General features: G+C 36.4%; 15 protein-coding genes. 11 read left to right on the forward strand and 4 right to left on the reverse strand.

Annotated elements, in window-relative coordinates; genetic code table 11:
* Positions 1-34: 34 nt before the first annotated feature.
* Both SJY44_RS10125 and SJY44_RS10130 read right to left on the reverse strand, forming a co-directional pair.
* On the reverse strand, positions 35-1,798 hold the full coding sequence (locus SJY44_RS10125; protein WP_298925468.1) for a DEAD/DEAH box helicase: 1,764 nt from the start codon (positions 1,796-1,798) through the stop codon (positions 35-37).
* A gap of 141 nt (positions 1,799-1,939) precedes the next feature.
* Positions 1,940-2,521, reverse strand: a complete 582-nt coding sequence (locus SJY44_RS10130) for a non-canonical purine NTP diphosphatase (RefSeq protein WP_396589625.1) — start codon at positions 2,519-2,521, stop codon at positions 1,940-1,942.
* A 61-nt stretch (positions 2,522-2,582) separates the two neighbouring features.
* Here SJY44_RS10130 and SJY44_RS10135 point away from each other — a divergent pair, with 61 nt between their 5' ends.
* From SJY44_RS10135 to SJY44_RS10150, 4 genes are all read left to right on the forward strand, one after another.
* Positions 2,583-3,035: a methyltransferase family protein gene (locus SJY44_RS10135; protein ID WP_396589626.1), complete on the forward strand. Its 453-nt coding sequence runs from the start codon at positions 2,583-2,585 to the stop codon at positions 3,033-3,035.
* The gene (locus SJY44_RS10140) at positions 3,026-3,826 is read left to right on the forward strand and encodes an alpha/beta fold hydrolase (RefSeq protein ID WP_396589627.1); all 801 of its coding nucleotides are present in this window, start codon (positions 3,026-3,028) and stop codon (positions 3,824-3,826) included. Before SJY44_RS10135 ends, SJY44_RS10140 begins: the two co-directional genes overlap by 10 nt.
* 130 nt (positions 3,827-3,956) lie before the next feature.
* The gene (gene serA, locus SJY44_RS10145) at positions 3,957-5,849 is read left to right on the forward strand and encodes a phosphoglycerate dehydrogenase (protein WP_298925480.1); all 1,893 of its coding nucleotides are present in this window, start codon (positions 3,957-3,959) and stop codon (positions 5,847-5,849) included.
* Positions 5,850-6,070: 221 nt separating this feature from the next.
* Positions 6,071-6,904: a type IV pili methyl-accepting chemotaxis transducer N-terminal domain-containing protein gene (locus SJY44_RS10150; RefSeq protein WP_396589628.1), complete on the forward strand. Its 834-nt coding sequence runs from the start codon at positions 6,071-6,073 to the stop codon at positions 6,902-6,904.
* Here the strand turns inward: SJY44_RS10150 and rlmH are convergent.
* Positions 6,870-7,343 (reverse strand): 23S rRNA (pseudouridine(1915)-N(3))-methyltransferase RlmH, encoded by a 474-nt coding sequence (gene rlmH / locus SJY44_RS10155; RefSeq protein ID WP_298925486.1) that lies wholly within the window; start codon positions 7,341-7,343, stop codon positions 6,870-6,872. The two genes, SJY44_RS10150 and rlmH, sit on opposite strands and share 35 nt — an antisense overlap.
* 89 nt (positions 7,344-7,432) lie before the next feature.
* On the opposite strand from rlmH, the gene nadC reads away from it, so the two are divergent.
* The 4 genes from nadC to priA are packed head-to-tail and all read left to right on the forward strand — an operon-like array spanning position 7,433 to position 12,163.
* Complete coding sequence (nadC, locus tag SJY44_RS10160; protein ID WP_396589629.1) at positions 7,433-8,290, forward strand: carboxylating nicotinate-nucleotide diphosphorylase; 858 nt, start codon at positions 7,433-7,435, stop codon at positions 8,288-8,290.
* On the forward strand, positions 8,290-9,267 hold the full coding sequence (locus SJY44_RS10165; protein WP_396589630.1) for a YihY/virulence factor BrkB family protein: 978 nt from the start codon (positions 8,290-8,292) through the stop codon (positions 9,265-9,267). Before nadC ends, SJY44_RS10165 begins: the two co-directional genes overlap by 1 nt.
* Positions 9,245-9,694 (forward strand): DUF2147 domain-containing protein, encoded by a 450-nt coding sequence (locus SJY44_RS10170; RefSeq protein ID WP_298925493.1) that lies wholly within the window; start codon positions 9,245-9,247, stop codon positions 9,692-9,694. Before SJY44_RS10165 ends, SJY44_RS10170 begins: the two co-directional genes overlap by 23 nt.
* 12 nt (positions 9,695-9,706) lie before the next feature.
* Entirely contained in the window at positions 9,707-12,163 is a 2,457-nt protein-coding gene (priA, locus tag SJY44_RS10175; protein ID WP_396589631.1) for a primosomal protein N', read from the forward strand.
* Here priA and SJY44_RS10180 read toward each other — a convergent pair whose 3' ends face one another.
* Entirely contained in the window at positions 12,164-12,856 is a 693-nt protein-coding gene (locus tag SJY44_RS10180) for a LytTR family DNA-binding domain-containing protein (protein ID WP_147744139.1), read from the reverse strand.
* Positions 12,857-13,092: 236 nt separating this feature from the next.
* On the opposite strand from SJY44_RS10180, the gene rpsF reads away from it, so the two are divergent.
* The 3 genes from rpsF to rplI are packed head-to-tail and all read left to right on the forward strand — an operon-like array spanning position 13,093 to position 14,198.
* Positions 13,093-13,431, forward strand: coding sequence for a 30S ribosomal protein S6 (rpsF, locus tag SJY44_RS10185; protein ID WP_055392374.1), 339 nt, complete (start codon positions 13,093-13,095; stop codon positions 13,429-13,431).
* Between the two features lie 4 nt (positions 13,432-13,435).
* On the forward strand, positions 13,436-13,732 hold the full coding sequence (gene rpsR, locus SJY44_RS10190) for a 30S ribosomal protein S18 (protein ID WP_055392375.1): 297 nt from the start codon (positions 13,436-13,438) through the stop codon (positions 13,730-13,732).
* Positions 13,733-13,745: 13 nt separating this feature from the next.
* Positions 13,746-14,198 (forward strand): 50S ribosomal protein L9, encoded by a 453-nt coding sequence (gene rplI / locus SJY44_RS10195; RefSeq protein ID WP_396589632.1) that lies wholly within the window; start codon positions 13,746-13,748, stop codon positions 14,196-14,198.
* Positions 14,199-14,253: the final 55 nt, after the last annotated feature.

Below are 14,253 nucleotides of genomic sequence, written 5' to 3' on the forward strand. Positions count from 1 at the left end.
AATAGGTGCCCACCATCATTTAATATAGAATTAACTAATAAAAGCCAGGTCGTTTTTTGCCTCCACGTTTGCCAGAGCTACTTTTTCTACCTCCTCTGAAAGATTTGTTGTCCCCACCTTTTCTATGACCTCTGCTTCTGTCTCGTTTTTTGCCTCCGCTTCTTCCTGAACCTCCTGGACTTTTAGAAACTTCAACATTTACAAAACGACCTTCTACTTTGAACTCCGTAAAAGTCTGAAGTACATGTTCCGTTACTTGGGCATCCGTATTGAAAAAGGAGAAACTATCCTTGGTATCCACGTTGAAAACGTCTTCCTTTTCAAGATTTAATGTATCACGTAAAAAATCTTTCAATGACATCCAGTCGTAACCATCGCGCTCTCCTACATTGATAAAGTAGCGCACAGAACCGTTTGATGGTATGTTATCACCCTGAGAACGATCCTTTCTCTCTCCTCGATCTCTTCCATCTTCTGATGAATTTAAATCTCTGGTTTTACTGTAATAGTTATAGAAACGGGTAAATTCTACTGAAATAATTTTTTTGAGCAATTCATCCCTGTCAACACCTTCCAAAACATCGTTTATGGCCGGCAGGTAATTGTCTATCTCAGGATTTATCTCAGTTTCTTTGATTTTGCTAGCTAAATGGTACAGCTGAATTTCACAAATCTCGATACCCGTTGGAATTTTCTTAGATAGAAAAGACTGTTGTATTTTGCTTTCGATGGATTTTATTTTTCGTAACTCAGAACGAGTTACTATTACCATAGAAATCCCTGATTTCCCTGCACGACCTGTACGTCCACTACGGTGCGTATACGTTTCTATTTCATCGGGCAATTGGTAGTTAATAACATGTGTTATGTCATCAACATCTATTCCCCTAGCAGCAACATCAGTTGCAACAAGCATTTGTACTTGTTTTTTACGGAAGGAATTCATGACCAAATCCCTTTGATTTTGACTTAGGTCGCCATGCAAAGCTCCAGCGTTATAGCCATCTTCAATAAGCTTTTCCGCAACTTTCTGAGTATCTCTTTTTGTTCTGCAGAATATTACAGAAAAAATACCAGGATTAGCATCTGCAAGACGCTTAAGTGCAGAATAACGATCACGCCCACCAACTACATAGTACTCATGTTGCACTGTTGAAGTTCCTGCATTTTTAGTCCCAATAGTAATTTCTTGGGGCTTATTCATGAATTTTTTGGCGATTACCGATACTTCTTTTGGCATGGTTGCAGAAAACAACCATGTAAGTTTTTCTTTTGGTGTGTTGGATAAAATGTCCTTTATGTCTTCAAAGAAGCCCATGTTCAACATTTCATCTGCTTCATCAAGCACGCAATAATCGATTTTTGAAATATCAACCATTTTACGGCCGATCATATCCTTCATCCTTCCAGGAGTAGCAACAATAATCTGTGCTCCGCGTTTTATTTGCCTTGCCTGGTCAGATATGCTTGCTCCACCGTAAATGGCTACCGTACTAAGGCCTTTAACATATTTGGAGTATAATTTTAGCTCATTTGTAATTTGCAAGCAGAGCTCACGTGTTGGAGATAAAATAAGTCCTTGAGTTGTTCTGCTTTCTGATTGGATTTTTTGAATCATTGGAAAGCCAAAAGCAGCAGTTTTACCTGTTCCTGTTTGTGCTAGAGCGACCAAATCGGTCTCTTGTTCCAATAAAATTGGGATTGCTTTTTCTTGTACTTCTGATGGAGTCTCAAATCCTAGGTCGGAAATAGCATCCAATAGGGGTTTGTCCAACCCCAGGGTTTCAAATTTTGTCATTGTGGTATATACCTTAAATCGCAAATATGTTGTGTTGTATAGAGCGATTTTGTACTACCTATCCGAGCCCCTCACAACACCATGCCCATACTGGCGGCGTTAATAAAGGCGCAAAGGTACATCAATTTGTTAAAGTGGGAACTATAAAGCCCTGTTTTTGAAGAAAGCAACTAATTTTTGGATTGCAAGACCTCTATGACTTATTGCATTTTTGGTTTCTGCAGATAGTTCTCCAAAAGTCTTATTATACCCTTCGGGTTTAAAAATTGGATCATAGCCAAACCCTCCAGGTCCAAATTCTTTTTCAGTAATGTGTCCTTCTACAATTCCTTCAAAAGAGTAGCTTTTGTTTTTAAGATTTAAATGAATCACAGTTTTAAAATGTGCTGCCCTATTAGTGTTGCCTTTTAATTCTGACAATAGCTTGGTCATATTATCCTTTTCATTCTTTTGCTCTCCTGCATAACGAGCGGAATAAACTCCTGGGGCACCATTTAATGCATTGACAAGCAAACCTGTATCATCAGAAAAACAGTCAAAACCATATACTGAGATTATATGATCTGCTTTTATTTTGGCATTTTCTTCCAAAGTTTTTCCAGTTTCGGGAATTTCATCAAAACAGCCAATATCATCTAATGAAAGCAATTGGATTTCAGAAGGTAAAAGCGTTTTAACTTCTTTTAGTTTATGTTGGTTATGGGTAGCAAAAACAATTTTCAAGGCACGAGATGATTTAATACAGAGCTAAAAATAGTAATTTCGATTATCTAGTAGCAATAAAATGAAATTGAGAATAACACCACCTTTAGTCATGCTGATCTTTGCATGCTTAATGTATATTTTGAATCGATTTTTACCTTTTGGAACCTTTGACTTTTTTGGGCGTACAGAACTTGCAGTTTTCCTAATTTCCTTAGCTTTTATAGTCATGGCCTTAGCAATTTTTCAATTTTTGAGAGCAAAAACAACAACAAACCCTATTAATTTGACAAAAACAAGTAGTTTGGTTACTACTGGCATTTTTAAATACACCAGAAACCCTATGTATTTGGGCATGCTCCTAATATTGCTTGCTTTTGGTTTGAAGCTGGGCAATGCGTTCAATACGCTTTTGGCGGCAGGGTTTGTGTACTTTATGAACTATTTTCAAATTGAGAATGAGGAAAAAGCATTGACCGAGCTTTTTAATAAAGAATATATCATGTATTGTAAGGCAACTAGGAGATGGTTTTAGATTTAAATAGGTTCAAAAAGAAATTTTCTTTGGGCATTTTGTTCTTGGGGTTTGGGCTGAGTGCACAAACGCAATTCTTTTCTTCTTTTGATCAAACACAAATTGCCTATTCTGATGAGGGAGAAGGAGAGGCAGTGCTGCTTGTCCATGGATTTATCTCTAATAGTGCAATGTGGGGAAAATCGATTTTGAAGAAAGAGCTTTTGGAATCTGGATATCGAGTTATTGTGCCGGACCTAAGAGGAAATGGAAAATCTGACCAACCTGAAAACCCGGAAGCATATCAAAATGATGCGGAAGTAAAAGATTTGAAATCTATAATCGACCATTTAAGGTTGGAAGAATTGCATGTTGTGGGCTACTCAAGAGGAAGTATTGTATTGGCAAAACTTTTGATAAAAGAAAAGCGTATAAAAAAGGCAGTTTTAGGAGGCATGGGGGTTGATTTTACTAACCCAGAATGGGATAGAAGAATTCTTTTCATGAATGCTTTTGATGGTAAAACTAAAAAAGAGACGCAAGGAGCGGTAGATTATGCTACTTCTATTGGTGCAAACCACAAAGTTCTTCACTTGCTTCAAAAATACCAACCTGTGACTAGCTTGGCAGAGTTAAAAGAGATTAAAGCAGCTGTTTTGGTTATAGCCGGAGACGAGGATTTGGATAACGGGAACCCTTCCGATCTAAAGAATGAGATTCCAAGCAGTCAGCTACATATTGTATCCGGCGATCACAATAACACATATAAAACACAATCTTTTTCAACCAAAATAATTCAGTTTTTAGATTAAAAATCAGCATTTTGAAACATTTTGCAGATGATTTTTGATATATCCATATTTATAAACTGTTTTTTGTTGTATCCAATTTCAGGGATAGAATTAATGCTTATTTTTAAATCTTAATTTTTCGGCAAAATTCATGGTAGAAGTGGGACGTAAGTATGTTTTTGATTTTGATAGCACCCTAACTAGGGTGGAGGCGTTGGATGTTTTGGCAGAAATGACCTTACAGGGAAAATCTAACAAGGAGGAAGTTATTCAAGAAATTCAAGATATTACCAATTTGGGCATTGATGGCGATATCTCCTTTACAGAATCTTTGGAGCGCAGAATACAGCTTTTAAAGGCCCATAAAAATGATTTAGAAGGGTTGGTGAGTGAGCTTCGTCAGAAAATTTCTAAGTCCATTGCATCAAACAAAGAGTTTTTTGAGAAATTTTCAGATGATATCTATGTGATTTCCTGTGGCTTCAAAGAGTTTATTGACCCAATTGTTCAAGAATACAATATCCCATCAGAAAGGGTGTATGCCAATACCTTTAAGTTTGATGAGGAAGGAAATATAATCGGTTTTGATGAAGATAACGTACTTGCATCTCACAATGGCAAGATAGAATGTCTTAAAAACCTTGATTTAGAAGGAGAGGTACAAGTAATAGGAGATGGGTATAGTGATTATGTAATGCGGGAAGCTGGTATTGCCGATAAATTTTTTGCATACACCGAGAATGTGCATAGAGAAAAAGCGGCAAACAATGCAGATCACGTAACTCCAAATTTGGATGAATTTCTTTATGTAAATGATTTGCCCAGAAATATCTCTTATCCCAAAAACAGGATAAAGATTTTATTGCTGGAAAATGTCCACCCAGATGCATTTGAGAACTTGTCTGAAGATGGTTTTTCCGTAGAATTGGTAAAACATAGTTTGCCTGAGGATGAACTTATTGAAAAAATTAAAGGAGTTCATGTATTGGGAATTCGTTCTAAGACCCAAGTAACCCAAAAGGTATTGGATGCAGCCAATAAACTGTTGGTAGTAGGTGCTTTTTGTATAGGAACCACCCAAATAGATCTGGAGTACAGTAAGCAGAAAGGAGTTGTTGTGTTCAATGCTCCCTATAGCAACACGCGATCGGTTGTAGAATTGGCCATCGGCCATATTATTATGCTTATGCGTAATGTTTTTACAAGAAGTTCAGAAATCCATAACGGTACTTGGAATAAAACTGCGGCAAACTCAAGAGAAGTTAGAGGTAAAAACTTAGGAATTGTAGGTTATGGCAATATAGGTAAGCAAATGTCCATTTTAGCCGAGGCTATAGGTATGCGTGTTTATTATTACGATGTAGCCGATAAACTGCCGTTGGGAAATGTGATTAAATGCGACACTCTAGAAGATTTGCTTTCTGTTTCTGATGTGGTGACCTTGCATATTGATGATAATAAAACTAACAAAGGATTTATTGGAGAGAGGGAGGTCAACCAGATGAGAGATGGAGCTATGTTGATTAACCTATCCAGAGGGTTTGTGGTTGATATTGATGCACTTGCCAATGCGCTGAAAAGTGGAAAATTAGGAGGAGCAGCTGTAGATGTTTATCCTGAAGAGCCTAGAAGCAATGGAAATTTTGAAACCGCACTCCAAGGACTACCTAACGTAATTCTTACCCCACATGTTGGCGGAAGCACAGAAGAAGCACAACGAGATATTGCGGATTTTGTGCCAAATAAGATTATGGCATACATTAACTCCGGAAATACAGTAGATGCAGTAAACTTTCCTAATATTAGATTGCCAAAACATACCAATGCACACCGTTTTCTACATATTCATAAAAATGTCCCAGGAATAATGGCAAAAATCAGTGAGGTATTGGCCAAATATGAAATGAATATTACGGGGCAATATCTATCTACCGATGATAAGGTAGGGTATGTAATTACCGATTTGGACAAGGAATACAACAAGGAAGTTGTAAAGGCTCTTAAGAATGTGGAAAACACTATAAAGTTTAGAGTGTTGTATTAGTTTGTTTTAGTACTGACATAATACGGTTGTTCACATTCTGAAACTTCTGTTTCACAACATTTTTCTAACACACCCATTTTTTCGATTTAAATTGTAGGTAAATTCTTATGTAAAATTTTACCTGAATGAATATTGGGAAAATCAAAATATTTAAAAAGGGATTTCGGGCCTATTACCTGTTAGTGATTTCAATTGTTTTTTTGACAATCGTTATACAATCCATGACCCAGTACTCATTAAATAAACAGAGGTCCACTGCTCTAATTGTAAACCTGGCAGGAAAGCAGCGAATGCTAAGTCAACGATTGCTCAATGAGTTGTACTCATGTAGATATCACAATTGTGACTATGCAGAAATGAAGCTTACTTTGACCAGGTTGTATCAAATGAATGGGTTTCTTCAAGAAGGAAACGTGGGTTTGAAATTAGAAACTTTAAATGACCCGGAAATCCTTAAGGAATTTAGAAGGTTGGAACCCCATTTGGAATGGTTGTATAGTGAACTAAAGGATTTCCAAAACTTTAAAAATGTTTCCTTTAATGATGTTAGATATCGAGTAGATCGGTTTTTGTTTATAATGGATGGAATTGTGAATCAGTTCCAGAAAAAAGCAGAAAAAGACATTCGCACCATGATGATTATAGAACTAGAGCTTGCCATATTTTCTATTGTCATTATACTTTTTGAGATATTTTTTATTGTAAATCCTATCATTAATAGAATACTTGACCAAAAGAAAAAACTTTCAGAAATAGCTTGGCATCAATCCCATGTGTTTAATTCCCATATGAAGAACATTGCAGACCTTCAATATGTTTTAAAAGTGGAAAAAAAACCAGAAAGACAGAGAGAGATTTACGGATTTATTGGACAAGAATTAAACCACCTAAAAAAGGTTTCCCAAAACATGGTTAAATCGTTGGAAGAAACCGTAGAAGACCCTAAACCGTATGATTTAATGATTAGGAAAGTAGAAGGCTTTTTGGAAAAGTATAAACTAATGGGGACAGAGAAAACACTTATTGATGATGATAAGGTTCATTCCGTAAAATAGTAAAGCCCCTATAGAGCTGTTCTATTAAAAACAAACGTACCATTTGATGAGAAAACGTCATCTTGGATAAACTTATTTTTTCATTGCTTCTTTGGTATATGGCATCGCTAAAACCATAGGGGCCTCCAATTACCAAAACGAGATTTTTTAGTCCGCTGTTCATTTTTTTCTGTAGAAACTGAGAAAACTCCACAGATGTAAATTGCTTTCCCTTTTCATCTAAAATGGCCAGTGTATCAGCAGGTTGTAAATGATTAAGAATCAAAGCGCCTTCTTTCTCTTTTTGTAAAACCTCAGAAAGGTTTTTACTGTTTTTGATATCAGGAATTACCAAAAACTGAAATTTTACATAATGTTTTAGTCGCTTCTCATAAATAGCTATAAGTTTGGAGAGTTCGGAGCTATCTGTTTTGCCAATGGCAATTAACGTAATTTGCATTGTCAAAATTAATTTTTTCAAATTAAACAATAGCAACGGACAATAGACAGACTGATGTTTTTATTATTTTCGTTAAAACCCCAGCAGTAATGATTACCCAGGATCAATTCCAAAAAGAAATAGCACTTATTATAACAAATGCCATTCGTGAAGATGTTGGCGATGGTGATCATAGTTCGCTGGCTTGTATTCCCAATTCCGGAACAGGGAAAGCCAAATTATTGGTCAAGGATGAAGGCATCATTGGAGGTATTGAGTTTGCGAAACAAGTGTTTGAATACGTAGACCCAAATTTAAAAATTGAAACACGTATTGCAGACGGTACCCCCGTAAAGTATGGAGACATTGCTTTTTACGTTTCAGGGAGTACCCAGAGTATTCTTAAGGCAGAAAGATTAGTGTTGAATGCCATGCAACGCATGAGTGCCATTGCTACAAAAACCAAGAGCTACGTTCAACTTCTAGATGGAACAAGCACTAAAATTTTGGATACTAGAAAAACTACTCCTGGGATTAGGGCCCTTGAGAAATGGGCTGTTAAGATTGGAGGAGGGGAGAATCATAGGTTTGCTTTATATGATATGATTATGCTTAAGGATAACCATATAGATTTTGCGGGAGGAATAACACAGGCTATACAAAAGACACGACAATACTTATTGGATACCAACAGAGACTTGAAAATTATTGTGGAGGCAAGAAATTTGGAGGAAGTCGAAGAAATACTTCAATCTGAAGGAGTCTATAGAATTCTATTGGATAATTTTGATTATGAGGATACCAAGAAAGCGGTAGCACTAATCGGAGACCGTTGTCTTACGGAATCTTCAGGAGGAATAAATGAAAATACAATAAGACATTATGCCGAATGCGGTGTGGATTATATCTCTTCGGGAGCATTGACCCATTCCGTCCACAATATGGATTTAAGCCTAAAAGCAGTTTAATGTCGACAGCTATAGAAGAAAGGTTAGAAAAGATTCCAATTATTAATTGGCTGGTTCGGTTGTTGAAAAACATAAAATTAAAGGCATTTGAAGGACTTTCTTTTTACGATTTGATGGAAATGTATGTGTTGGGGGTTGTAAAAGGAACCTTGTCCAGCAGAGCAAGTTCCATAGCATTCAGTTTGTTTATGGCCCTTTTTCCATTACTGATATTCTTGGTTACACTTTTACCTTTTATTATCCCTTATGCAAGTGTTGGCAATGAAAATTTTGACGCACAATTTTTACTCTTTTTAGAGTCTTTTTTGCCATCTGCAACGAGTGATTACTTTGGGGATATTTATCAACAAATAAAAGACCAAAAGCGTGGAGGATTGTTATCTTCTACCTTTTTGATTTCTATTTTTTTGGTTGCTAATGGGGTAAATGCAATTTTTGGGGGCTTTGAGAATTCATATCACGTGGAGCTTACCAGAAACTTTTTCAGACAATATTTGTATGCTTTTATGGTTGGATTAATTCTTTCCATTTTACTGGTCATCGGAGCGGTGACATTTGTGTATTTCGAGTTTTATATAGTGGAATATACTAGCGAGTATTTAGGAAAGAAACTTGGATATGATATTGAAAAAAGTGACACGATAGGAATTCAGGTGACCAAAATTTTGTTCTTCATGCTGCTTTCCTATCTTACAACGGCCATTCTCTATTACTTTGGTACGGCAGAAGGAAGAAAGGCAAAATTCTTTTCGGCAGGAGCACTTATGACTACTTTATTATTTGTACTGACTTCCTATCTTTTTGGGGTGTATGTAGAAAAGTTCGCCAGATATAACGAGTTTTATGGAGCGTTGGGAGGACTATTGATTTTAATGGTGTTTATTTGGTTAAATTCTAATATTTTGTTGCTTGGGTTTGAATTGAATGCAACACTTAATTCCTTAAAGAAAAAACATGAAAAACAGCTTAAGGCTTAATAAATGTGCAGTGCTTATTTGTTTGCTGATAGTTCAAGCCTCATGGTCTCAAACTGTATTTGGGAAATGGAGGACTATTGATGATCGCAATGGAATTACCAAAGCAATTGTTGAGGTTTATGAAGAAAATGGACTATTACAAGCTAAAGTTCTTAAAGTTGTTGAAAAAGGGAAAGAAAATGCACGCTGTGTTAAATGTAAAGGAGAATTAAAAGATAAGCCTGTTAATGGGATGAAAATCATGTACGATTTTAAAAGAAACAACAAAGGGGAGTATAGAGGTAACAAGCTTTTTGACCCTGAACAAGCAATGACCTTTAGAGGCAGGGTTTGGTTAGACCCCAAAGATACAAATAGATTGAAGGTGAGGGGATATTTAGCTTTTTTATACAGAACCCAAACCTGGCATAGACTAGTGGAAGAATAGAAGATCAATTGTATGCCCTATTTTTTAGATGTTGTCCTGCCAATACCTTTAGAAAGACTTTTTACATATAGTATTTCTGAACAGGAAGCTGATTTTTTAAAGCCCGGCATGCGGGTCGCCGTTCCCTTTGGTAAATCAAAAATATACACTGCCCTAGCTTATAATATTCACAGCAATGCCCCTTTGGCTTATGATGCTAAGGAAATCTACCAGATTCTGGATGAACAACCTTTGGTAAATAAATTCCAACTAAAGCATTGGGAATGGATTGCACAATACTATATGTGTACTCTTGGAGAAGTAGTTCGCAGTGCTCTGCCAAGTGCATTTTTACTGGAAAGTGAAACTTTGGTATTGCTAAATAAAAACGCATTGGTAGATGAATTAGGGTTGAAGGATGATGAATTCTTGGTTTATGAAGCGCTGCAACATCAAACTGCTTTAAAAATTGGAGAGATAAGCGGTATAGTTGATAAAAAGAACGTATTGCCACTTGTAAATAGATTAGTTCAAAAAGGGGTGGTTTTGCAAAAAGAAGAGCTTTACGAACAATACGTGCCCAAGTTGGTTAGGTATGTAAAGCTTGGAGAAGAATACCATGATGAAACAAAACTTGAAGAACTTTTACGCAACCTATCAAGAGCGCCAAAGCAGAGTCAAGTAGTTCTATCGCTTTTTCAGTTGCAGGCAAAAAGTAAAAAGCCAATACCCATTGCTGATTTAGAAAAAGAAAGTGGCAGTTCTAGAGCTGTCATTAAAGCACTCATTGATAAATCAGTTCTTGAAGAATACCATATTAGAACGGACAGGGTTCAATTTGGTGAAGAATCTAAGACAGTAGAGACAATTTCTTTAAATCCATATCAAACAAAAGCTTTAGAAGCTATCAACAAAAGTTTTAGTGAGAATAAGGTTGCTTTGCTACATGGTGTTACCTCTTCAGGAAAGACGGAAGTTTACATCAAACTAATAGAGCAATCCCTTGAACAGGGTAAGCAAGCGCTGTACTTACTGCCCGAAATAGCCTTGACCTCCCAATTAATAGGAAGATTGCGTGCCTACTTTGGAAATAAAGTTTCTGTGTATCATTCAAAATACAGCATTCATGAGCGTGTTGAGGTATGGAACAATGTAAAGGACAATTCTGATAAAGCACAAATTGTAATAGGGGCGAGGTCATCCCTGTACTTACCATTTTCGAACTTGGGGTTAGTGGTTGTGGATGAGGAACATGAGAATTCTTTTAAACAATTTGACCCGGCTCCCAGATACCATGCCCGGGATGCCGCGATTGTTTTAACGTCTTTCCACGAAGCTCATTGCGTTTTGGGATCTGCAACTCCTAGCATAGAAAGTATGGATAATGCTAAAAAAGGAAAATACGGATATACCAATATTCAGTATAGGTATGGGGATGTTTTAATGCCAGATATTACATTGGTTGACATTAAGGAAGCAACCCGGAAAAAACGTATGAAAGGTCATTTTTCGGAAACCTTGTTCAATGCAGTTGCTGAGGCCTTGGAAGAAGGAGAGCAGGTAATCCTATTTCAGAATAGGAGGGGTTTTGCACCAATTATTGAATGTACTACTTGCGGTAATGTAACCCAATGTCCTAATTGTGATGTTAGTCTTACGTATCACCAGCACAGAAATCAATTGCGTTGTCATTATTGCGGGTACCATATGGCCTTGCAGCAAGGTTGTTTGGCTTGCGGAAGCCCTACTTTGGATAAAAAGGGATTTGGAACGGAGCAAATTCAAGAAGAATTGAAGCTACTTTTTCCACAGGCAAATGTGGGCAGAATGGATTTGGATACCACTCGCGGAAAATATGCATATGAAAAAATAATTACAGCTTTTGAACAACAGGAGATGGATATTCTTGTGGGAACACAGATGGTTACAAAGGGGCTGGATTTTAGAAATGTAAGTTTGGTAGGCATTATGAATGCAGACTCATTGTTAAATTTTCCTGACTATCGAGCTCATGAAAGGAGTTTTCAAATGTTGACCCAAGTTGCGGGTAGGGCAGGGAGAACAAAGAAAAGAGGAAAAGTGTTGATACAGACCTATAATCCTTACCATCAAATATTGCAGCAGGTTACTACAAACAATTATGATAAAATGTTTGAGGAACAGTTTTATGAAAGGGAGCAATTCAAGTATCCGCCTTTGGTTCGGATTATTAAACTAACGCTAAAAGATAAAGATTACAACAAATTGAATGAGGCCTCGCAATGGTTTGCCAGTTCATTACAGAATGTATTGGGACAACAAATTTTGGGCCCGGAATATCCACCCGTGGCTAGAATACGTAGAGACTACTTAAAAAACATCCTTATTAAGACATCTAGAGCCCAATCAATTTCACAAACAAAAAATAGCATTAAAAGAATTGAAAAATCTTTTAATGCTATTTCAAAGTATAAAAGTGTAAGACTGGTCTACAACGTGGACCACATATAATTATACGTTAGCAAGTGCTTCTGCTAATTCTGTCTTTTTATTTCTACTTAAAGGAATCTGTCTGCCCCCAACTTCAACATTCTTACTGTTGAATTTTTCAATCTTTTCCAGATTCACTATGTAGGATTTATGGATTCTTAGAAACTTTTCTGCAGGTAATTGCTGCTCAAAAGATTTCATAGTGGAAAGAATTACAATATTGGCTTCATCTGTAACCAATTTAATATAATCTCCCAATGCTTCGATCCATTTAATGTCGTTTAAAATAACCTTACGTTTTTTAAGGTTACTTTTTACAAAAATATGTTCTTCATCTTCATCAACCCTATTTATTTGTTCGTACTTGGCGACAGCTCTTTTTACAGAAGACTCAAATCGTGCCAATGTAATAGGTTTGTGAAGGTAATCGGTTACATCGTAATCAAAAGCCTTCAATGCATAGTCTGGCTTTCCAGTGATCAGAATAACCTGAGGAGGGTTCTCCAATGCCTCTAATAGGTCAAAACCACTAATGATTGGCATCTCAACATCTAGAAAGATTAAATCGATGTCATGGTTCTTAAGACCGTTCTTAGCTTCAATAGCATTACTATATTCGGCTACAAGAGCAAGATGAGGGTGATTGTTGACTAATTTGGCAACAGCCATCCGTTGCATTGAGGAGTCGTCTACAATTATACTTTTTAATTTCATAGAATGGGGTGATTTGTAGGGTTTTAAATCATCGGCAAATTACATAAAAAAGGCGTTTAACGGCAACAAAAGATGTAAACATGGTCTATTTTGTTGTGTATATTACCATATACGTCATGTAGGTCTGCTTGGTTCATTTATGTTAATAACTATTAATGTTTAAACGAAGATTTTATGCTTTTCTTGCGGGAAGAAGTAATTATTACTAATTTTGCGCTCCTTTAAAAACATAATATATGAACCATTACGAAACTGTTTTCATTTTAAATCCCGTTCTGTCTGAAACACAGATAGAGGAAACAGTTAAGAAATTTGAAGATTTCTTAATTAAGAATGGTGGCAAAATGGTCTCCAAAGAAAACTGGGGACTTAAAAAATTAGCCTATCCCATTCAACACAAGAAAAGTGGTTTTTACCACTTATTTGAATTCACCGTTCCTGGTGAAGTAATTTCTCCTTACGAGCTAGAATTTAGAAGAGATGAGCGCATTATGCGTTTTCTAACGGTTAAGTTAGACAAGCACGCTATTTCTTGGGCAGAAAGAAGAAGAACTAAATTAAAAGCAAAGGCATAGGGTTATGGCATCGATAGAACAACAAGCAAAATCAAAAAAAGATGGGGAAATCAGGTATTTGACCCCATTGAACATTGAGACCAATAAGCAAAAGAAGTATTGTAGGTTTAAAAAATCAGGTATTAAATACATTGATTATAAGGATCCAGACTTTTTAATGAAGTTGGTAAATGAGCAAGGTAAATTGCTTCCTAGAAGACTTACAGGTACATCTTTAAAGTACCAAAGAAAGGTAGCGCAAGCTGTTAAGCGTGCGCGCCATTTAGCTTTAATGCCGTATGTTGGCGATATGTTGAAATAAAAAATACTGAAGAATGGAACTTATTCTAAGAGAAGATATACAGGATTTGGGTTTTAAGGACGATGTCGTAACAGTAAAAAACGGTTACGGAAGAAACTACCTTATTCCCAAAGGTTTGGCTGCTTTGGCCACACCATCTGCAAAAAAGGTTTTAGCAGAAAACCTAAAGCAGAGAGCGCACAAAGAAAAGAAAGTTATTGATGAAGCCAATAAGAAGGCAGAAGCTATAAAACAATTAGAAATCAGAATTCCTGCAAAGGTAGGAGCTGGTGACAAATTGTTCGGTTCTGTTAACAATATTGATTTGGCCGCTGCTTTAGATAAGGCAGGTCATCAAATAGATAGAAAGTTTATAAACATCCAAGGAGGAACAGTAAAAAGAGTTGGGCCATATGATGCTCAAATCAGACTTCATAGAGAAGTGATTGTTGATTTTCCTTTTGAAGTAATCGCTGAAGCTAAGTAAATACTAAGTTTCGGTTAATAACTTGTTAAGAGCTATGCGTGCATAGCTCTTTTTT

The sequence above is a fragment of the Allomuricauda sp. R78024 genome, from assembly GCF_044596045.1.
GTDB lineage: Bacteria > Bacteroidota > Bacteroidia > Flavobacteriales > Flavobacteriaceae > Flagellimonas.

Coding starts and splice junctions, on each gene's coding strand:
- SJY44_RS10135 (WP_396589626.1), top strand. CDS start 2,583: ATGAAATTGAGAATAACACCACCTTTAGTCATGCTGATCTTTGCATGC.
- SJY44_RS10140 (WP_396589627.1), top strand. CDS start 3,026: ATGGTTTTAGATTTAAATAGGTTCAAAAAGAAATTTTCTTTGGGCATT.
- SJY44_RS10180 (WP_147744139.1), bottom strand. CDS start 12,856: ATGAAATTAAAAAGTATAATTGTAGACGACTCCTCAATGCAACGGATG.
- SJY44_RS10125 (WP_298925468.1), bottom strand. CDS start 1,798: ATGACAAAATTTGAAACCCTGGGGTTGGACAAACCCCTATTGGATGCT.
- serA (WP_298925480.1), top strand. CDS start 3,957: ATGGTAGAAGTGGGACGTAAGTATGTTTTTGATTTTGATAGCACCCTA.
- rplI (WP_396589632.1), top strand. CDS start 13,746: ATGGAACTTATTCTAAGAGAAGATATACAGGATTTGGGTTTTAAGGAC.
- rpsR (WP_055392375.1), top strand. CDS start 13,436: ATGGCATCGATAGAACAACAAGCAAAATCAAAAAAAGATGGGGAAATC.
- SJY44_RS10170 (WP_298925493.1), top strand. CDS start 9,245: ATGAAAAACAGCTTAAGGCTTAATAAATGTGCAGTGCTTATTTGTTTG.
- SJY44_RS10165 (WP_396589630.1), top strand. CDS start 8,290: ATGTCGACAGCTATAGAAGAAAGGTTAGAAAAGATTCCAATTATTAAT.
- priA (WP_396589631.1), top strand. CDS start 9,707: ATGCCCTATTTTTTAGATGTTGTCCTGCCAATACCTTTAGAAAGACTT.
- SJY44_RS10150 (WP_396589628.1), top strand. CDS start 6,071: ATGACCCAGTACTCATTAAATAAACAGAGGTCCACTGCTCTAATTGTA.
- rlmH (WP_298925486.1), bottom strand. CDS start 7,343: ATGCAAATTACGTTAATTGCCATTGGCAAAACAGATAGCTCCGAACTC.
- rpsF (WP_055392374.1), top strand. CDS start 13,093: ATGAACCATTACGAAACTGTTTTCATTTTAAATCCCGTTCTGTCTGAA.
- nadC (WP_396589629.1), top strand. CDS start 7,433: ATGATTACCCAGGATCAATTCCAAAAAGAAATAGCACTTATTATAACA.